A 19493-nucleotide genomic window follows, 5' to 3' on the forward strand; every position below is an offset into this window, starting at 1 on the left:
TCCGTTCCATAAAACAGCCCGCATGTCCAAGCCCAGCGCGAATAACAAGACACTCTGGTCGAGCCTGCTGCTCACCCACCTCGTTCTGCTTGCCGGCCTGCTGACCTGGGTCGTGTCGCAGACCCGGCCCGTCGAGATGCACGATCTGCACCTGGCCGATGGCGAGAAGCTGAAATGCGTCTCCTACGCGCCCTATCACCGCCCGGGCCAGACACCGTTCGACGAGAGCCTGCGCATTCCCCATGAGCAGATCGCCGCGGACCTCTCCGCATTGTCGAAGATCACCGACTGCGTCCGGCTTTACTCCGTGGATCAGGGTCTGGAACAAGTCCCTGCGGTTGCGCGGGAGGTCGGTATCAAGGTCCTGCTCGGCGCGTGGATCGGCCACGACCGGGAGAAGAATGCGCTGGAGTTGGACCGCGCCATCGCGCTCGCCAATGCCAACGCCGACGTCGTCAGCGCACTGATCGTCGGCAACGAGGTCCTGCTGCGTCGCGAGCGCACCGAAGACGAGATGCGCGCCCTGATCCGCAACACGAAATCGCGCGCCACGGTTCCGGTGACCTACGCCGACGTATGGGAATTCTGGACGCGGCACGACAGCCTCGCACAGGAGGTCGACTTCGTAACGGTACACATCCTGCCGTTCTGGGAGGACGAGCCGGTCGACATCGAGCACGCGCTCGAGCACGTCGCGGCCACTCGCACCCAGGTCGGTGAGCACTTCGCCGGCAAGCATGTCCTGATCGGCGAGACAGGCTGGCCGAGTCAGGGCCGACAGCGAGAGGAGTCACACCCCTCGCAGGTCAACCAGGCGCGCTACGTGCGGGAGTTCGTGCATCAGGCGCATCAGCGCGGTTGGGACTACAACCTGATCGAAGCCATCGACCAGCCCTGGAAGCGCAAGCTCGAAGGCACGGTGGGCGGCTTCTGGGGCATGCTGGATGCGCACACCCTCGCGCCCAAGTTCCCGCTTTCGGGGCCGGTGGCCGAGCGCGACTCGCTCACCGCCCCCCTGCTGGCAGCCGCCGCGGGGGCCCTCGCCGGCCTGCTACTGGCCCTGGGCAGCAAGGGCGGCGGCGCGCTGCGCACGAGCGCGCTGGTGGCTCTTGGCGCTACGACCGGACTCATTGCCCTGCTTCACGCCGAGCACGCACAGATCGCCTACCGCAACGCGCTCGAATGGACCCTGCTCAGCGCCGTTGCCGTACTTGCCGTGCTGCTGGCGATAACGCTCGCGCTCTGGCGCGGTACGCCGATCCCCTCGGCCGCGCACGCCTGGCACACGATCCGCGGCAGACAGGCCGGCTTCGGCACTGCCCATGTCCTCGGCCTGCTGCGCGGCGCGCTGCTGTTCGCCGCGGCTGTCGCCGCACTGCTGCTGTTCGTCGATTCGCGCTACCGCGACTTCCCGACCCTGCTCTACCTGGCGCCCGCAGCGCTGCTCGGGGTGGTCGGCTGGTTTCAGCCGCCCCACGCCCGGGCTGAACGCATCTTCGCCGTCGTCATCGCCCTTTCGGTTGTCGGACGCTGGCTACCCGAGCCGGCGAACCCCCAGGCCATCGGCTGGTTGCTGACCGGCCTGGCGCTCGCCCTGCCCGTCTTGCTGGTGCGGTCGCGCCAGCACGAGCAGTGACAGCAGGGCGCCTACTGCGGCCGGATCGTAACTGTAGAACACCAGCCCGGCCAGGCCGCTCAGCCATCCGGCCCATGCGAAGCGGCGACACCCGAGCGCAAAGGCCAGCGCCCCGCAGGCCAGGCTGAACCAGCCGATGCGCTGGTGCAGGAAGCTCTGCACCAGCGCCGTCTTGAATGTGCACAAAGCCCCTTGCGCCTCCACCAGGCTGCAGTCGCGCGGCAATACGCCGTTCTCCAGCAGACCATGGCGTACGCCCAGCGCGAAACCCAGCACCAGCAGCGCCCAGACGACGATTGCTGCGATACCGTGTTTGCCCAAACTATTTGGTCTCATTCCGCGTTTCCCTTGTAAATCAGCACTTCGGCCCGCGCTTCAAGCGATGTTGCAAATTGGCACTGAATGTGGCTCGTAAGCAGCTGAAATCGTGCATAAAATGCCATCGCTCGATACCGACGGCGAAAGGCGCGATTGTGTCACATGGATTTCACCCGCGGTATTTGCGCGCTGCAGTAGTCGGTTCTCGCCGATTGTTCCATGATTCAAATGGTGGAACTTCCATCCACCGAGTTCTTCCCTCTTGCTCCGCCCTTCAGGACCCGACATGAAACATGCCGCCTCGATCCTCTACCGTGTCGCGATTGCGCTCGCCATCGCTGCGGGGGTCGCGTTCTTCCAGTACTGGATCTGGCAGCAATTCAACCGCGGTGCCGAGCACATCGGCACCAACCAGAGCATCAAGGGCTTTGCCTACAACGGTTTCCAGCGTGATCAGAGTCCACTGAAGGGCACCTACCCCACCACTGAACAGATTGCCGCCGACCTCGATCTGCTTGGGCGCATGTCCGACGGACTGCGCACCTATGGCGTCACCGACCTGCCAACATTGCTCGACCTGGCCGGAGAGCGCGACATGGTCGTCACCGCCGGCGCGTGGCTGGATCCGGACCGGGAGAAGAACGAGCGTGAGATCACCGCGCTGATCGATGCCGCACGCAAGATGCGGCACGTCGAGCGCCTGATGGTGGGCAACGAGTCCATCCTGCGCGGCGACCTGAGCGCCAGCGACGTCATCGAGTATCTCGACCGCGTACGCAAGGCCGTGCGCAAGCCCGTCTCGACCGCCGAGCCGTGGCACGTCTGGCTGAAGTATCCCGAGCTCGCCAAGCACGTCGATTACATCACCGTTCACCTCCTGCCCTATCACGAGGGCGTGCCGGTCGAAGCCGCGGTGGAGTACGCCTTCCAGCGCTACGACGAGCTGGTGAGGACCTTCCCGCGCAAGAAGATCGTGGTGGGCGAAATCGGCTGGCCGAGCAAGGGCCCGACGTTGGGTGCCGCCGTGCCCTCGCTCGACAACGAGGCGCGCTTCATTCGCGATTTCCTCGCTCATCCGCGCACTGCGCGGATCGACTATTTCCTGATGGAAGCGATCGACCAGCCCTGGAAGGTGGATGTCGAGGGCTGGGCCGGTCCTTACTGGGGCATGTTCAACGCCGATCGCGAGCAGAAGTTCCCGCTGGAAGGCGTCATCGAGCGTGACCCGCACTGGGCCAAGAAGGCCGCCAACGCCGCCGCGCTCGCCTTCCTGCCGATGCTGCTGATCGCCTTCTTCCTGTCGGACTGGAACGTCTTCGGTCGCGTCTTCCTCGCCGGCCTGATCCAGGCCTGCGTCTCGACGCTGATCGTCGGCCTCAACGTGCCGGTCGAGTACTACCTCACCCAGCGCGACCTCATCGGCCTCGGCCTGCTGATCGGCGCCACCGTGCTCACCGCCGCGGTGCTGCTGTCGCACGGCTTCGAATTCGGCGAGATGCTGTTCAAGAAGAAGTGGCAGCGCCGCTTCATGCCGCTGCCGCCGCACGACCCGGACAAGCAGCCCTTCGTCTCGGTGCATCTGGCCTGCTACAACGAGCCGCCCGAGATGGTGATCGCGACCATCGACAGCCTGGCGAAGATGAACTACCAGAACTTCGAAGTGCTGGTGCTGGACAACAACACCCGCGACGAAGCGCTCTGGAAGCCGCTGGAGAAACGTTGCGCCGAACTCGGCCCGCGTTTCCGCTTCTTCCATCTCGCCAACTGGCCCGGTTTCAAGGCTGGCGCGCTGAACTACGGCCTCAAGGTCACTGATCCGCGCGCCGAAGTCGTCGGCGTGGTCGATGCCGACTACGTCGTCGATCCGGACTGGCTCGCGAGCCTGATCCCGCACTTCGACAAGCCGGACGTCGCCGTCGTGCAGGCACCGCAGGCGCACCGCGACTGGGAAGGCCAGCCCTTCAAGCGGATGTGCAACTGGGAGTTCGACGGGTTCTTCCGCATCGGCATGCACCACCGCAACGAGCGCAACGCGCTGATCCAGCACGGCACCATGACGCTGGTGCGCCGCATCGCACTGGAGGAAGTCGGTGGCTGGTCGGAATGGTGCATCTGCGAGGACACCGAGCTCGGCCTGCGACTGATCGAGAAGGGCTACGACACCCGCTACGTCGACCACATCCTGGGGCGCGGTCTCACGCCCTCGGGCTTCGCCGCGATCAAGAGCCAGCGCTTCCGCTGGGCCTTCGGCGCGATGCAGATCCTCAAGGCGCACCTGCCGCACATGATCGGCCGCAGCAACCTCAACCTCGCGCAGCGCTACCACTTCCTCACCGGCTGGTTCGCCTGGCTGGGCGACGCGCTGCAGCTGGTCTTCGCCTTCGGCAGCCTGCTGTGGACCTTGGGCATCCTGCTGTTCCCCAAGGCATTCGGCCTGCCGGTGGTCTCGCTTGCGCTACCGATCTTCGGATTCATGATCTTCAAGGCCGCGCTCGGCCCGATTCTGTACCGGCGCACCATGGACTGCCCGTGGAAGGACATCCTCGGCGCCTCGATCCTGTCGGTCGGCCTGGCACATGCCATCGCGCGCGGCGTGTTCGCCGGCCTGGTCAAGAAGAAGGGTGTGTTCGTCGTGACGCCCAAGGGCTGGCGTGGCGGCGGTGCGCTCGCCTTCTTCAACCCGATCCGCGAGGAGATCGGCATGTTGTTCGCCCTGCTGCTCGGCGCCGCCACGCTGGTCGCCCAACGCGGCGCCGCCAACCTCGAAACCCAGTTGTGGGTCGGCATCCTCTGCCTGCAGTGCATTCCCTACGTGGCCGCCATCCTGTGCCAGGTGGCCGCCTACATGCCCGAGCGACCGGTGCAGGGCGAACACGGCGGAGCGGTTCCCAGCAACGCTTGATCAGCCTGGCCCACGTCGCTGACCCACGTCGTCAATGCAGAAGGGGGCGGTCGCAAAACCACCCCCTTCTGCATCCACATCCATCGCCGCGAGCGAACTGGTGGTCAATGCAGCTTCAGTGCCAGCGCGGCGACCAGGATCAGCAGCGGATACAGCAGCACCGTAACCCAGACGCCACAGCGGATCATCTCGCGCTGCGGCACCATGCCGGTGCCGAACACAATCGCATTGGGGGGCGTCGCCACGGGCAGCATGAAGGCGCAGGACGTACCGACCGCCACGAGGACAGCAAGCGGCACACTGTCGATATGCGGTGCCATGCCGAGGAAGAGCGGAATGAGCAATGCGGCACTCGCGGTATTGCTGGTGAATTCCGTCAGCAGCAACGCGAAGAGCACCATCAAGGCCACGCAGGCCAGCACCGGCAAGGCGAGCAGCGGCTCGCCCAGTTGCGCCGCCAGCCAGGCCGCGGCCCCGCTTTCGGCCAGTACCTTGCTCAATGCCAGACCGCCGCCGAAAAGCAGCAGCACGCCCCACTCCGTACCGCGCTCGATGTCGGCCCAGCTCGCGAGCCCCAGACCGTGCAGGCACAGCAGGGCGAACACCGCGACGGCGGCGTCGTAGCCGCGCACGATCCCCAGCTTCGCGCCGAGCGGAGCACCGAAGACCCACAGCAGCACGACCAGCCCGAACAGCGCCATCATCCATTTCTGCCGCCGCGTCCACACGCGTGCGACCTCGGTCTGGGGTACGAAGAAGTCCAGTCGTGGCTTCAGGGCGCGGCGCAGCGCGATCTCCATCAGGGGCATCAGCAGCAGGACCAGCGGAACACCCCAAACCAGCCAACCGGCAAAGCTGATGCCGACATTGCTGGCCGCGATCGCATTGGGCGGGCTCCCGACAAGCGTGCCGATGCCGCCGATATTGGCGGAGAACGCTACGCCGAGCAGCACATAGATATGGGTCGCGCGGTCGCGCTCGGGTGACACCGCGGTGAGCAGGCCGAGCGCGAGCGGCAACATCATCGCCGCGGTTGCGGTGTTGCTGATCCACATCGACAGAAAGGCAGTCAGCCAGAAAAGCCAGCGCACGGCGCGACCGAAGTCGCTTCCGGCCCGGCTCAGGACCTCCGCTGCCATCCAGCGATCGAGCCCCTGGCGCTGCAAGCCCGCGGCCAGCGCAAAACCGCCAATGAAGAGGAAGATGACCGGGTCGGCGAACTGCAGCAGCGCCTCGTCGAAAGCCATCGCGCCGCTGAGCCCCGCCAGCAGGGGCACCAGCAACGCAGTCACACTCACGTGCAGCGCCTCGGAGACCCACAGCCAGGCAATCGTCGCCATCAGGGCAAGCCCCGCAGCCGTCCGCCCAAGCTCGTCACCCAGCATGAACTCGATGCCCAGAAACAGCAGGCCGGCGATCAGCAGGTTCACGCTACGACGCACGAGATGGCGCCTCATACTGTGCCGCAAGGCCGCCCGCCCCGTCTCCTGCTCGACGCAGGCTGAAACGGGCGGGGTCGAATCCCGGTGCCTCCATTGTCAGGCAACCCAGCGCGCCAGACGCCGCGGCACCATCACGAGTGGCAGCGGTCCATAATCGGGCAGCCCGTCGCGCGTCGCCTGCGCGACCTCGCCCTGGATCAAGGGCCGGATGTAGTCGCAAGCCGCCTGCGTGACGTGGAGCCCGTCGGCACGCACGAATGCGGGCGGCAGCCTGCGCTCGAGATTGGCGATGCGCCCCGTGTCTTCCTCGGCGACCTCCCAGCGATAGGGCGCATCGGCGAGACGCCGGATGGCCGGGAAGACGCCGCCATGTCCATCCAACGCGAGTTCCACCGCCGCCCGGCCGACAGCCACCGCCTGCGCGTGATCGACCGCAGACAGCCAGTGCCCTGCCGAACGCTGCAGGTAATCCGGGATTGCCCAGTGATGCTTGTAGCCCAGCCGCTCGTGGATCATGCGCGCGATCGCCGACCCCGCGCCGCCCAGTTGCACGTAGCCTCGCGGGTCGCGGGACTTCTCCATGATCAGGCTGCCATCCGGGCGACGGATGCCCTCGGCGACCGTGATCGCGCAATAGCCGAGACGCTCGGTGACGCGCCGGACCTCGGCAAGAAAGGCCTCCTCGTCGAAGGTCGCCTCGGGAACGAGCACGATGTGCGGCGCGGCATCGGGGTCGCCGTTCGCGGCCAGCGCCGTGGCAGCGGCCAGCCAGCCTGTGTTGCGCCCCATGACCTCCATCACGAACACACTGCCCCGGCTGCCGACCATCGACGCGATGTCCAGCCCGGCTTCGAGCATCGAGGTCGCCAGGTATTTCGCCGCCGAACCGAACCCCGGGCAGCAGTCGGTGCCGACGATGTCGTTATCCACGGTCTTCGGCACGCCGACGCATACCAGCGGATAGCCGCGCTCGCGAGCCGCATCGTGCAGGCGGGCGACCGCATCCATCGAGCCGTTGCCGCCGTTGTAGAGGAAGTAACCAATGTCGTGTGCCGCGAACACCTCGAACAGGCGGTCCGTGACCCGCTGGCCGTCCTCGCTCGGCAGATCGAAGCGACATGAGCCGAAAGCACCGCCGGGACGCAGCATCAGCCGGGCGAGTGCTTCCTCGTCGAAGGCCTCGGTGTCGTAGAGATCCTCGGCCAGCACGCCGAGGATGCCACGACGGGCAGCGAACACCTTGCCGACGCGCTCCGGGCGCGTGCGCGCGGCAGCAATGACCGCCGCCGCCGACGCGTTGATCACGGCGGTGACACCGCCGGAATGGGCATACAGGAGATTGGATTGCTTCATGGTTCACCCAGCTTGCCGGCAGAGTTTGACGGCACGCTTACACCGGTGCATGGCGCACCGCAGAGCAGAAAAACAAAACGGCCGGCACCCGATCACGGGTTCCGGCCGCGAAGACGGGCGGAGCCGAGCTTACTTCAGCGCTTCGAATGCGCGCGCCGTGATCTCTTCGACTGCGCCGAGACCAGCGATCTTGCGTACCTTGGGGGCGTTGGCATCGCCAGAGGCAGCCCACTTGCTGTAGTACTCGACCAGCGGCTTGGTCTGCGCGTGATAGACGTCGAGACGCTTCTTGACCGTCTCCTCCTTGTCGTCGTCGCGCTGCACCAGATCCTCACCGGTCACGTCGTCCTTGCCCTCGACCTTCGGCGGGTTGTACTTGACGTGGTAGGTACGACCCGAAGCCAGGTGGGCGCGGCGACCGCTCATGCGCTCGACGATCTCGGCGTCGGGCACGTCGATCTCGAGCACGAAGTCGATCGGCACGCCTGCGTCCTTCATCGCGTCGGCCTGCGGGATGGTGCGCGGGAAGCCGTCGAACATGTAGCCCGACTTGCAGTCATCCTGCTGCAGGCGATCCTTGACCAGGCCGATGATGATGTCGTCCGACACCAGACCGCCGGCGTCCATGACCTTCTTGGCCTCGATGCCCAGCGGCGTGCCGGCCTTGACCGCTGCGCGCAGCATGTCGCCCGTGGAAATCTGCGGAATGCCGAACTTCTCCTTGATGAAGTTGGCCTGCGTACCCTTGCCCGCGCCCGGCGGTCCCAACAGAATCAGTCGCATACACCCTCCCGATGAATGTCGGCCACGAAATATGGCCCATTGTTAATGCAGAATTTTCTGGAAATTAACCGACACGACGTGTGGGGTCAAACCCCCGCGACGCGATAGACCTCGCGGACACGCTCGAGGTCCTCCGGCGTATCTACGCCGGCCGCCGGCGCGGAAACAAGATCGAGGACCTGAATGCGATAGCCGTGCCACAGCGCACGCAATTGCTCGAGCGCCTCCCAGTGCTCGAGCGGCGAGGGATCCAGCTGCGCGTACCGCCGCAGGAAGGACACCCGATAGGCGTACAGACCGACATGGCGACGCATCGGCAAGCCCGGCGGGACCTCGTCGCGACGCCCTGCCCAGGCGTCCCGGGCCCAGGGAATCGGCGCACGGGAAAAGTACAGCGCGCGCCCCGCCGCATCGCACACAACCTTGACGACATTGGGGTTGAACGCATCTTCCGCGGACACCAGCGCATGGGCGGCCGTCGCAATCGCCGCCTGCGGATCCGCGGCGAGTGCCTCGGCTACCGCGGCCACCGCGGCCGGGTCGATCAGCGGCTCGTCACCCTGCACATTGACCACGATCTCGTCATCACCCCAGCCCCGCAGCACGGCGACTTCGGCCAGACGATCGGTCCCGCTCCGGTGGTCCGCGCGGGTCATCACGGCCTGCCCGCCCGCCGCGAGGACGGCGTCACGCACCTCCTCGTGGTCGGTGGCGACGCAGATCTCGGTCGCCCCGGCGCCGGCAACCCGCTCCAGCACGCGCACGATCATCGGTTTGCCGCAGATATCCGCCAGCGGCTTTGCCGGCAGCCGTGTCGAGGCGTAACGCGCCGGCACGACGATACGGAACGGGCTCGCCATCGCGCTCACTTGCGCAGCGCGTCCACTTCCTCGGCGCTCATCGTGCGCGCCTCCTCGTCGAGCATCACTGGAATGCCGTCCCGAATCGGGAAGGCCAGGCGGTCCGCCTTGCAGACGAGTTCCTGCTTGTCCTTCAGGTAGTCCAGCGGACCCTTGCACAGCGGGCAGACAAGGATTTCAAGCAGTCGTGCGTCCATTCTTCAGTTTCTCCAGGATGCGTTCGGCGGCACCCGAACCGATCTGCGCCTCAACCGGGAACTCCCAGGCGTCGCCAGGCGCGAAAGCCCGGCATTTTACCGCATCCTTCGACGTCATCAGGATCGGCACTGCGTCCCCAAAGGACAGATCCTCGGGAACGAACACATGATGGTCCGGGAAGGGATGACGGATCGGATGAATGCCGAAGGCTTCGAGCTGGTCGAAGAACCGCTCGGGACGTCCGATGCCCGCCACGGCGTGAACCGCGCGCCCGGCCATCGTCCCGATCGGCACGATGCGCGACGGATCATCGAGCGAGCGCAGCACGCCACCGCCCAGCGCCATCGGATAACACGGCACCTCGCCCAGCGCGGTCACCAACGCGGGCGACAACGCGCCGTGTGCGATCACAAGGTCAACCTCGCCGAGGCGACCGAGCGGCTCGCGCAACGGCCCGGCCGGCAGCAGCAGTCCATTGCCGAGCGTTGCCGGGTCAAGGACTGCAATCTCCATCGCCCGCCCGAGGCGGTAATGCTGCATGCCATCGTCGGACACGATCACGTCGCAACCCGGATGCAAGCCCAGCAACTCGCGCGCTGCCGCGGGCCGATCGCGCCCGACGACCAGCGGACAGGCGCACGACGACGCCAGCAGCACCGGTTCGTCGCCGTAGACGGCCGGATCGCCGTCGGCAGGCACCTGCGCCACGCCTGTCACCGTTCCACCGTGACCGCGACTGACGATCCCAGGCGAATACCCCGCGGCACGCAGACGTGCAACCAGCCATTGCACCACCGGCGTCTTGCCGCTACCGCCCACGGCAATGTTGCCGACAACGATCACCGGCACGGGCAGCCGCTCGACGCGCGTGCGCTGCCGGCGCCTACGTGCGAGCACTCCGAAAAGCAGGGAAAGCGGGTACAGCAGCCAGGCGATGGCGCCGCGCCGGCGCCAGAACGCAGGAGCCCGGGCCGGCATGTCAGCGAATCACTGCGCCGGCGCCTGGGTTGCAAACGTGACGTGACCAAAGCCGGCGCGCTGCGCGGCCTGCATCACGTCAATCACGTTCTGGTGCGCCGCCTTGGCATCGGCATTGATCACGACGACCGGTTCGCTGCCACCGCCCGGTGCAGCCTTGCCGAGCGCCGTGGCAAGCGACTCGATGCTGCGATCGGCCACCGGCTGGCGATTGATGGTCACCTCGCCCGCCGCCGTGACGGCCACGATGATCTCGTTGGGGACGGATTCCGCGCCGGCGGATTCTGCAGACGGCAGATTGATCTCCAGTCCCGAGGTCTTCGAAAAGGTCGTCGTCAGCATCAGGAAGATGATGATGACGAGCACGACGTCGATGAGCGGGATCAGGTTGATCTCGGGCTCGGCACCTCGGCTGCCGCGGCGGAAGTTCATGCTGGACGCCCTCAGTCGCGACGCTCGCCGTGCGCGACTTCGACAAGTTTGATCGCCTGCTGCTCCATGTCGATGACCAGGTCATCGATCAGGGCCCGGAAGTGGCGCCAGAAGATCATCGCCGGGATTGCAATGATGAGGCCGATGCCCGTCGTGTAGAGCGCAATCGAAATACCCTTCGCGAGCTGCGCCGGATTGGCGCCATTGACGCCCTGCGACGCAAAGATGTCGATCATGCCGATGATGGTGCCGAACAGCCCCAGCAATGGGCTGATCGCCGCGATCGTGCCAAGGGTGGTCATGAAGCGTTCGAGTTCGTGCGCAACCGCTCGGCCCGTTTCCTCGATCGCCTCCTTCATCATCTCCCGCGGGCTGCTGACGTTGCGCAGGCCCGCAGCCAGCACGCGCCCCAGCGGCGAATGCGCACCGACGCGCTCGACCATCGCCGTCGACACCCCGTGCTGACGGAGATCGTTCAGCACGTTGTCGAGCAGACCCGCCGGCGCCACGCGCGAACGACGCAACGTGACCGAGCGCTCGATGATCAGCGCCAGCGCCACGACCGAAGCCAGAATCAAAGGCCAGATTGGCCAGCCCACTGCCTGGATGATCGCGAACACGCTGTCAGGTCTCCGGTATGCAAAGGCGGAACTTTAACGCTGCCGTACCGGGCCGACAAGGGCGAGCGCCCCACCCCATGACAATGGGATACCCCAAACGGCATGAACAAGGATGTGCCGCGGCAGGGACAAGCAATCCACAGAAGCTGTGGATAACTTTGTGGGTTCTTTCTGGATGTTGCCCCGAAACCCAATGATGGCAAGCCTCCGGACACTCCGATGCAAAATTGTGCAACAAATTACATCTTTTAAAAACAAAGAGTTATAAATACACCCCTTGAAGATCAAGGACTTGCATCAACAGGCTTGACACGTGGGGGCGGCTGTGGATTCCGATACAATCCGCGCATGTTCGACGCAGCCATTTCCTCCGATAACACCCCCTCGCGGCCGCCCGCGGGCCCGATTTCGCAGATCCTGACCGTATCGGCGCTCAACAGGCTCGCCCGCGAAGCCCTCGAGGCTGCCCTGCCCCTCATGTGGATCGCAGGCGAGATCTCGAACCTGACCCGTGCGGCCTCTGGCCATCTCTACTTCACGCTCAAGGACGCCAACGCGCAGGTACGCTGCGCGATGTGGCGCAACCGCGCACAGTTGCTCGCCTTCCGGCCCGAGAATGGAATGCGTGTCGAAGTGCGTGCGCTGGCGACCCTGTACGAGGCGCGCGGCGACTACCAGCTCAATGTCGAGACCATCCGGCCGGCGGGCATCGGCGACCTCGCCGAAGCCTTTCGCAGGCTGAAGGACAAGCTGGCCGCAGAGGGTCTGTTCGACCCGGCGGGCCGCCTCCAGCTGCCGCGCTTCCCGCGCGGGATCGGCATCGTCACGTCGCCGGCGGCGGCGGCGCTGCGCGACGTACTGGTCACTTTGCAGCGACGCGCGCCCCACGTTCCGGTCGTGCTGTACCCCGCGCCGGTCCAGGGCGCGGACGCCGCGGGCCGGCTGCTCGATGCGCTGATGACGGCCGGACGTCGCGCCACCGGCGACGGCATCGACGTCCTTCTGCTGGTCCGCGGCGGTGGCAGCCTGGAAGACCTCTGGTCTTTCAACGACGAAGCTCTCGCACGCACGATCCACGCCTGTCCGCTGCCCGTGGTCAGCGGCGTGGGACACGAGACCGACTTCACCATCGCCGACTTCGTCGCCGACCTCCGCGCGCCGACGCCCACCGGCGCAGCCGAGCTCGCGACCGCCGGCTGGCATGCCGCCACTGGAGAAACCGCTGCGATCGCCGGGCGCTTGCAGCGCAGCATCGCACGTCGGCTGGAAGGCCTCGAGCAGCGGGTCGACCGCGCGTCGCTCCGGCTGGTGCATCCGCGCGAACGCCTGCGGCGCGCTGCGGACGAACTCGAGGTTCAAGGCAAGCGACTGCGGCGGGCGATGCATCACCAGATCGAACGTGCGCATTTCCGCCAGGCCGCGCTGGATCTCCGTCTGGCGCGCGCACGCCCCATGTTGTCCCCCAAGCTGGACCGATTGGCGGTGCTTGAGGGACGGCTCGAGCGCGCCGCGCATCAGCTGCTCGCAGCACGGCACAGCAGGCTCGAGGCGCTCGAATCGCACCTCCAGCATCTCAGCCCCGAATCGGTGCTGGCACGCGGCTATGCCATCGCCCGCGACGCGGATGGCAATGTGCTGCGTTCGACACGGCAGGTCACCAACGAAGACGTGGTCGACGTCCAGCTCGCCGACGGGACACTGCGAACCCGCGTGACGGGACTCGGTCTATGATGGATCGGTGAAACGAAGGGCACCTGGGCTTCCACGCCTTTCGCCACGCTCCGGGAGCGCCTAAGATGTTGGCCTCCAGGATTGTCACTGACACACAATCCTGACTAGAATAGTCGGGCTTTCCCCCAAGAATCCCGAGAACCTGCAAAAGGAGAGACACATGGAACACACCCTGCCCGCCCTGCCGTATGCCAAGGACGCCCTGGCTCCGCACATTTCGGCCGAAACGCTCGAGTTCCACTACGGCAAGCACCACCAGGCCTACGTGACCAACCTGAACAACCTGATCAAGGGCACCGAGTACGAGAACCTCGACCTCGAAGCCATCATCAAGAAGGCACCGGCCGGCGGCATCTACAACAACTCCGCCCAGGTCTGGAACCACACCTTCTTCTGGAACAGCATGAAGCCGAACGGCGGCGGCGAGCCGACCGGCGCGCTGGCTGACGCCATCAAGGCCAAGTGGGGTTCGTTCGAGGACTTCAAGAAGGCCTTCCAGACCTCGGCCGTGGGCAACTTCGGTTCGGGCTGGACCTGGCTGGTGAAGAAGGCCGACGGCTCGGTCGACATCGTCAACATGGGCGCCGCCGGCACCCCGCTGACCACTGGCGACACCGCACTGCTCTGTATCGACGTGTGGGAGCACGCCTACTACATCGACTACCGGAACCGTCGTCCGGACTTCGTCGCCACCTTCCTCGACAAGCTGGCCAACTGGGACTTCGCGGCGCAGAACTTCGCCTGATCCCTGCCGGCCCGGTCCGGCGGATTCGGGCCTTCGCAGCTGCGAAAGCGACCCCTTGTGGTCGCTTTCGCGTTTTTCGGCCTCGCGCCTTTCGACACGCCCGCTCCTGCCCGCCCCCATGCTCGACATCCTCTATCGCGACGAATGGCTGGTCGCCATCCACAAGCCCTCCGGCTTGCTGGTGCACCGCAGCCCGATCGCGGCCCGTGATGAACGCTTCGCGGTGCAACTGCTGCGGGACCAGATCGGACGCAGGGTCTTTCCCGCACACCGCCTGGATCGCGGCACCTCGGGCGTGCTGTTGTTCGCGCTAGACGCCGCGATGGCTGCCGCGCTGGGCGCACAGTTCGAGGCACGGACGGTCGCGAAGCGCTACGTCGCCGTCGTACGTGGCCATCCGCCCGAGGCGGGCGCCATCGACCATCCGCTCGTCCGCAAACTCGACGCGATCGAGCGCAGGCACGGCGTGGGCGCAGGCCGGCGGGACGCTCTGCCTGAAGACGAGGACGATGATTCCGCAGCAGACGGACAGAAGACCGAGGGCGCTGCCGCCGCCCTGCCCGCGCTGACGCATTTCCGGCGGCTGGCGACCGTCGAGTTGCCCCACGCCGTCGACCGTTACCCGACCAGCCGTTACGCCCTCGTCGAACTCACGCCGGAAACCGGCCGTCGTCATCAGTTGCGCCGCCACCTCAAGCACCTCTCGCACCCGATCATCGGCGATGCCACCTACGGCAAGGGTCGGCACAACCGGCTGTTCCAGACCCTGTTCGGCTGCCAGCGCCTGCTGCTCGCCTGCACCACGCTGACCGTCACACACCCGGCAACGGGGGCCCTCCTGAACATCACGGCTCCGCTGGCTGACGATTTCGGCGCCGTGCTCCGACAACTGGGCTGGGACGAGGCCGTGACGGGCTGATCTCGCGCCCAGTCCCCAGCGGCGGCGTTTTCAAGGCACAATCGACGCTCCACAGGCAGGCGGTACCAAGCAGGCACCGCGATGCCGTCCCCCCCGACCACCCAGGTACATCGATGAATCCGCTGCTCCAGGTACGCCAGCACGGCCAGCAGATCTGGCTCGACAACCTCTCCCGCACCTTGCTCAACGACGGTCACCTCGCACGCTTGATCGCAGAAGACGGCGTCGCCGGCGTGACCACGAACCCTGCGATCTTCCACAAGGCAATCGCCGGCGGGCGCTACTACGAAGACGATCTGGCCGCCCTCAAGCAGCAGCCCCTGAGCGCCGAGGCACGCTACGAGGCGCTCGTGATTCCGGATGTCCAGCGCGCCTGCGACCTGCTTGCGCCCCTGCATCGCGACAGTGGCGGCAATGCCGGATATGTCAGTCTCGAGGTCTCACCGGCGCTGGCGCACGACGCGGACGGCACGGTCGCGGCCGGCCTGCGGCTCAGGGCTGCGGTGAACCGGCCCAACCTGCTGATCAAGGTGCCCGCCACCCCGGCTGGCGTCGAGGCCATCGAACGCCTCATCGGCGAAGGCGTCAGCGTCAACGTGACCCTGATGTTCTCGCTCGCACACGTCGAGGCGGTGTCGAGCGCCTACCTGCGGGGCCTTTCGCGACTGTGCGCGGCTGGCGGCGATCCGTCGACGGTGATGTCCGTCGCGAGCCTCTTCCTGTCGCGTGTGGACAACTTGGTCGACAAGCAACTCGATGAACTGGGCGGTGACGCGCTCGCCCTGCGCGGCAAGAGCGCAGTGGCAACGGCCAAGCTCGCCTACCAGCGCTATCTGGCGCGCTTCCAAGGCGAGGAATTCAGCGCGCTGAACGCGAAAGGCGCTCGCCCCCAGTACATGTTGTGGGCCAGTACCGGCACCAAGAATCCCGCCTACAGCGACCTCCTGTACGTGGAGCCGCTGATTGGTGCGGAAACGGTCAACACGCTGCCCGACGCCACGCTCGACGCCCTGCGCGACCACGGCCGCGTCGACGCGACGCTGGACCGGGACGTGGATGCGGCCAAGGCGCAGTACGCCGCGCTCGAGCGCGTGGGTGTCGACCTCGACGCCGTGGGCGAACGCCTGCAGCGGGAAGGCCTGACACAGTTCGAACAGGCTTTCGCCGCGCTGCTGGAACTCACCGCCTGAGTCCGCACATCCTCTAATGAAGAAGGGCCGCGCTCGGGCGGCCCTTCTCTTTTCAGCGGAGCTTTCCGTTCAGGCCACGGTAAGCTTCGGCGCCTGACGCACCAGGGCGGAGCGGCCGACACCGCGCTGGTCGCCGGCTGCCGTCAGCAACTCCTTCATGTCCAGGATCAGGACGATCTGGCCGTTCGACAGCGTCGTCACGCCCGCGACGCCCTTCGGACGGAAGTCGTCGAGCGACTTGATCACCGCGTCCTCGCGGCCGGCAAAGCTGTCGATCGCGAGAATGAAGGACAGCTCGGCTGCCTGCATCAGCACCCCGTATTGAGGGACGCGCTCCTGGGGCCAGCCGATCAGCGACGCCAGCGGCAGGATCTGCAGCACTTCGCCGCGCACGACCATCGTCGCCTTCGCGCCCACGTCCTGGATGTTCGCCGGATCGATCGGCAGGATCTCCCGCACCATAGACAGCGGCACGGCGAAGGGCTGGTCGCCCAGCCGCACCAGCAGCACAGGAAGGATCGCCAGCGTCAGCGGCAGGTTGATGATGAAAGTCGTGCCCTTGCCCAGTTGCGAGCGGATCTCGATCGAGCCATTGAGCTTCTGGATGTTGGTGCGGACCACGTCCATGCCCACGCCACGGCCGGAGACGTCCGATACCTGTTCGACGGTGGAGAAGCCGGGCAGGAAGACCAGGTTGTAGCTCTGGCGCTCATCCATCGTGCTCGCTTCCTCATCCGTGATGAGGCCTTTCGCGAGCGCCTTGGCGCGCAGGCGCTCGGCATCCATGCCGCGCCCGTCGTCTGCGACCAGGATGACGATGTGGTCGCCTTCCTGGCGCGCCTCGAGGCGGACATTCGACTTCTCGGGCTTGCCCGCTGCGATACGACCGGCAGGCTCCTCGACGCCATGGTCAACCGCGTTCCGGATGAGGTGGATGATCGGATCAGCAAGGTCCTCGATCATCGTCTTGTCGATCTCGGTCTCCTCACCCGCCAGGACGAGTTCGACATCCTTGCCGAGGTTGCGTGCGAGGTCGCGGGCAATCCGCGGGTACTTCTGGAACAGGCGGCCAACTGGCTGCATGCGGGTCTTCATCACCGCGTTCTGCAGGTCGGACACCAGCAGGTCGAGCTGGCTCACCGCCAGATCGAGCGCATGCAGGGTCTCGGTGTCATTGCGGCCGCTGAGGATGTCGCTGCGCAGCGCATTCAGGCGGTTCTTCGTCAGGCCGATTTCACCCGACAGATTCAGGACCTGGTCGAGGCGCGCGGTGTCGACCCTGATCGAGTTGTCGCGCTGGCGCTCGGTGTCACGCCTGCCGCTCGGCCCAGTGGCGCCCGGCTTGTCGATCGCGCGCCGCCCGATCGCAGCCTTGATGATCGCCTCGGGCGACTCTACCGGCGCTTGCACGGCCGGCAAGGTCTGCGCAGGCGCCGCAACGGCAGCCTTGGGCTGCACCACCGTCTTGCCGGTCACGGCCGAATAGAGCACGTCCCAGTCGGGCTCGCCCGGCTTCGGGATCGCCATGGGCGCAACAGGCGCCGCCTGCGCCGCGCCAGACAGTCGAACCTGCTCGCCGGCCAGGGCTGCCTTGAGTGCCGCAATCAGCGCAGGGTCGGCCGCAGGCGGCTGGGTCCCGTGCTCGAGCTGGCCGAACATGTCGCGCACGGCCGAAGTCGCCGCCAGGATGACGTCCATCGTTTCCGGGGTCACCGACAGTTCGCTGTTGCGCAGTTTGTCGAACAGGTTCTCGGTCAGATGGCACACGTTGACCAATTCGGTCGCATTCAGGAAGCCTGCGCCGCCCTTGATCGTGTGAAAACCGCGGAAGATGTCGTTGAGCAGGCCGACGTCGTCTGGCGAACGTTCGAGATCGACCAGCTTGTTGTCTACCCCCGACAGAAGGTCCCCGGCCTCGATGAGGAAGTCCTGAAGCAGGTCCTCCATTCCGGCAAAATCACTCATGGCTGTTTGGCTCCAATCTCTCATCAGCGGGTGCCCCGGCCTCTGCTGCGGGCACCCGTCAAGGTCAGGTCTTCAGGTACGCGACGTCAGGGGTAGCGACGTCAGGGGTAACGACGTCAGCGTCACGACGCGGCTCAGAACCCGAGGCTCTCGAGCAGGTCGTCCACCTGGGCCTGCGTGGTCACGACGTCGGGTCGTTTGCCGTCGATGACCGGACCATTCATCAGGTTTATCTTGTGCTCGAACTTCAGATTCGGCGGAGCGGTTTCGAGCAGCACCTGCAACAGCTGGCTCTCCAGTGTCTGCGCGAGCTCGACCACACGCTTGATAACCTGCCCTGTCAGGTCCTGGAAATCCTGCGCCATCATGATTTCCATCAGCTGGGCGTTGGTCGCACGGCTATTCGCATCGACCGTGCCGAGGAAATCGCGGGTCTCGGCACTCAGCTGACGGAACTCGTCAGGCGACAGCTGTCCGGCGAAAAGCTGATCCCAACGTCCGCGCAGGGCACCGGCTCCGCTTTGCAGACCGTCCTGCAGCGGACGGGCGATGTCCGTCGCATTGAGCACCCGGCTCGCCGCCTGCTCGGTCATCTGCGCGATGTAGTCGAGTCGCTGACGGGCGTCGGGCATCGCGACGGCAAATTCCTGCAGCGCCTGGTTGAGTCCCAACTCACGCAGCGTGTCGTGCAATTGGCGTGTCATCTGGCCAAGGCGGTTGAACACGGCCTCGCCCTCCGCATCGGCGGCCGGCGGCTCAGAGGCTGCGGCGGGGGCGGCGCCCGCCTCCGCAGCCACTGCGTCGAACAGGGCCTGGAGCTCGTCGTTGTCCCCCGATCCGTCGGCAGAGGGGGCTACCACGGCAGGCGCAGGTTTCGGCGCGGGCGTCGATGCGCCCGCAGGCTCGGATGCAATGCTGTCAAACAGCGCCTGCAGGTCGTCCGAGTCGCCCGATTCGTCTAGTCTTGCCTTCTTGCTCATGTCAGGCTCCAGCTATGGACGCGCCGCCGTTCAGGCGGAGTGCCCCATCTTCTCGAAGATCTTCTGCATCTTCTCCGACAGTGTCGCGGCCGTGAAAGGCTTCACAATGTAGCCGCTCGCACCCGCCTGCGCCGCCGCGATGATGTTCTCCTTCTTTGCCTCGGCGGTGATCATGAGCACCGGCAGGTGCTTGAGATGGGGCGAACGACGGATCGTCTGCAGCAGGGTCAGACCGTCCATGTTGGGCATGTTCCAGTCGGTAACGACGAAGTCGAACTGCCCGCTGTTGAGCTTCTGCAGCGCGATCGCGCCATCCTCGGCCTCATCGACGTTCGTGAAACCCAGCTCCTTGAGCAGGTTGCGGACGATGCGCCGCATGGTCGAGAAATCATCGACGACGAGGAATTTCAGTTTGGGGTCGGACATTGTGTTCTCCAGATT

18 protein-coding genes are annotated in these 19493 nt (G+C 65.9%); 6 read left to right on the forward strand and 12 right to left on the reverse strand.

What is annotated here, in order from left to right:
- Positions 1–22 precede the first annotated feature (22 nt).
- Positions 23–1636 carry a glycoside hydrolase family 17 protein gene (locus AC731_RS07635; protein WP_048704870.1) on the forward strand — a complete coding sequence of 538 codons (1614 nt, stop codon included), beginning with the start codon at positions 23–25 and terminating at the stop codon, positions 1634–1636.
- On the opposite strand, the gene AC731_RS19525 is transcribed toward AC731_RS07635, so the two are convergent.
- Positions 1535–1972 (reverse strand): hypothetical protein, encoded by a 438-nt coding sequence (locus AC731_RS19525; RefSeq protein WP_237266619.1) that lies wholly within the window; start codon positions 1970–1972, stop codon positions 1535–1537. The genes AC731_RS07635 and AC731_RS19525 overlap by 102 nt on opposite strands.
- Positions 1973–2240: 268 nt before the next feature.
- On the opposite strand from AC731_RS19525, the gene AC731_RS07640 reads away from it, so the two are divergent.
- Positions 2241–4856 (forward strand): glycosyltransferase, encoded by a 2616-nt coding sequence (locus AC731_RS07640; RefSeq protein WP_048704871.1) that lies wholly within the window; start codon positions 2241–2243, stop codon positions 4854–4856.
- Between the two features lie 104 nt (positions 4857–4960).
- Here AC731_RS07640 and AC731_RS07645 read toward each other — a convergent pair whose 3' ends face one another.
- The 8 genes from AC731_RS07645 to AC731_RS07680 all read right to left on the reverse strand — a co-directional run bounded on the left by AC731_RS07645 (position 4961) and on the right by AC731_RS07680 (position 11522).
- Positions 4961–6298 (reverse strand): SLC13 family permease, encoded by a 1338-nt coding sequence (locus AC731_RS07645; protein ID WP_048709865.1) that lies wholly within the window; start codon positions 6296–6298, stop codon positions 4961–4963.
- A gap of 96 nt (positions 6299–6394) precedes the next feature.
- Positions 6395–7651 carry a 6-phosphofructokinase gene (locus AC731_RS07650; protein ID WP_048704872.1) on the reverse strand — a complete coding sequence of 419 codons (1257 nt, stop codon included), beginning with the start codon at positions 7649–7651 and terminating at the stop codon, positions 6395–6397.
- Positions 7652–7780: 129 nt separating this feature from the next.
- Positions 7781–8434, reverse strand: coding sequence for an adenylate kinase (gene adk / locus AC731_RS07655; RefSeq protein ID WP_004262275.1), 654 nt, complete (start codon positions 8432–8434; stop codon positions 7781–7783).
- Positions 8435–8520: 86 nt separating this feature from the next.
- Positions 8521–9294, reverse strand: a complete 774-nt coding sequence (gene kdsB / locus AC731_RS07660) for a 3-deoxy-manno-octulosonate cytidylyltransferase (protein WP_048704876.1) — start codon at positions 9292–9294, stop codon at positions 8521–8523.
- A gap of 5 nt (positions 9295–9299) precedes the next feature.
- A complete protein-coding gene (locus AC731_RS07665) occupies positions 9300–9491 on the reverse strand; it encodes a Trm112 family protein (RefSeq protein WP_004262265.1) in 192 nt (63 codons plus the stop codon).
- The gene (gene lpxK, locus AC731_RS07670) at positions 9472–10470 is read right to left on the reverse strand and encodes a tetraacyldisaccharide 4'-kinase (RefSeq protein WP_048704879.1); all 999 of its coding nucleotides are present in this window, start codon (positions 10468–10470) and stop codon (positions 9472–9474) included. Before lpxK ends, AC731_RS07665 begins: the two co-directional genes overlap by 20 nt.
- Positions 10471–10479: 9 nt before the next feature.
- Positions 10480–10902, reverse strand: coding sequence for an ExbD/TolR family protein (locus tag AC731_RS07675; protein WP_004262259.1), 423 nt, complete (start codon positions 10900–10902; stop codon positions 10480–10482).
- Positions 10903–10913: 11 nt separating this feature from the next.
- A complete protein-coding gene (locus tag AC731_RS07680) occupies positions 10914–11522 on the reverse strand; it encodes a MotA/TolQ/ExbB proton channel family protein (protein ID WP_004262257.1) in 609 nt (202 codons plus the stop codon).
- Positions 11523–11870: 348 nt separating this feature from the next.
- Between AC731_RS07680 and xseA the strand changes: the two genes are divergently transcribed.
- The 4 genes from xseA to tal all read left to right on the forward strand — a co-directional run bounded on the left by xseA (position 11871) and on the right by tal (position 16107).
- Positions 11871–13253: an exodeoxyribonuclease VII large subunit gene (gene xseA, locus AC731_RS07685; RefSeq protein WP_237266620.1), complete on the forward strand. Its 1383-nt coding sequence runs from the start codon at positions 11871–11873 to the stop codon at positions 13251–13253.
- Positions 13254–13413: 160 nt separating this feature from the next.
- Complete coding sequence (locus tag AC731_RS07690) at positions 13414–13998, forward strand: superoxide dismutase (protein WP_004262252.1); 585 nt, start codon at positions 13414–13416, stop codon at positions 13996–13998.
- A 118-nt stretch (positions 13999–14116) separates the two neighbouring features.
- Positions 14117–14917: a pseudouridine synthase gene (locus AC731_RS07695; RefSeq protein ID WP_048704882.1), complete on the forward strand. Its 801-nt coding sequence runs from the start codon at positions 14117–14119 to the stop codon at positions 14915–14917.
- Positions 14918–15030: 113 nt separating this feature from the next.
- Complete coding sequence (tal, locus tag AC731_RS07700) at positions 15031–16107, forward strand: transaldolase (protein ID WP_048704884.1); 1077 nt, start codon at positions 15031–15033, stop codon at positions 16105–16107.
- Between the two features lie 69 nt (positions 16108–16176).
- Here the strand turns inward: tal and AC731_RS07705 are convergent, their stop codons facing one another.
- The 3 genes from AC731_RS07705 to cheY all read right to left on the reverse strand — a co-directional run bounded on the left by AC731_RS07705 (position 16177) and on the right by cheY (position 19478).
- On the reverse strand, positions 16177–18072 hold the full coding sequence (locus AC731_RS07705) for a chemotaxis protein CheA (RefSeq protein ID WP_205626646.1): 1896 nt from the start codon (positions 18070–18072) through the stop codon (positions 16177–16179).
- A 134-nt stretch (positions 18073–18206) separates the two neighbouring features.
- Entirely contained in the window at positions 18207–19052 is an 846-nt protein-coding gene (cheZ, locus tag AC731_RS07710) for a protein phosphatase CheZ (RefSeq protein WP_004262240.1), read from the reverse strand.
- A gap of 30 nt (positions 19053–19082) precedes the next feature.
- Positions 19083–19478, reverse strand: a complete 396-nt coding sequence (gene cheY, locus AC731_RS07715) for a chemotaxis response regulator CheY (protein ID WP_004262228.1) — start codon at positions 19476–19478, stop codon at positions 19083–19085.
- Between the last annotated feature and the right edge of the window lie 15 nt (positions 19479–19493).

Origin of the sequence: Thauera humireducens (assembly GCF_001051995.2) — a bacterium.
Lineage (GTDB): Bacteria > Pseudomonadota > Gammaproteobacteria > Burkholderiales > Rhodocyclaceae > Thauera > Thauera humireducens.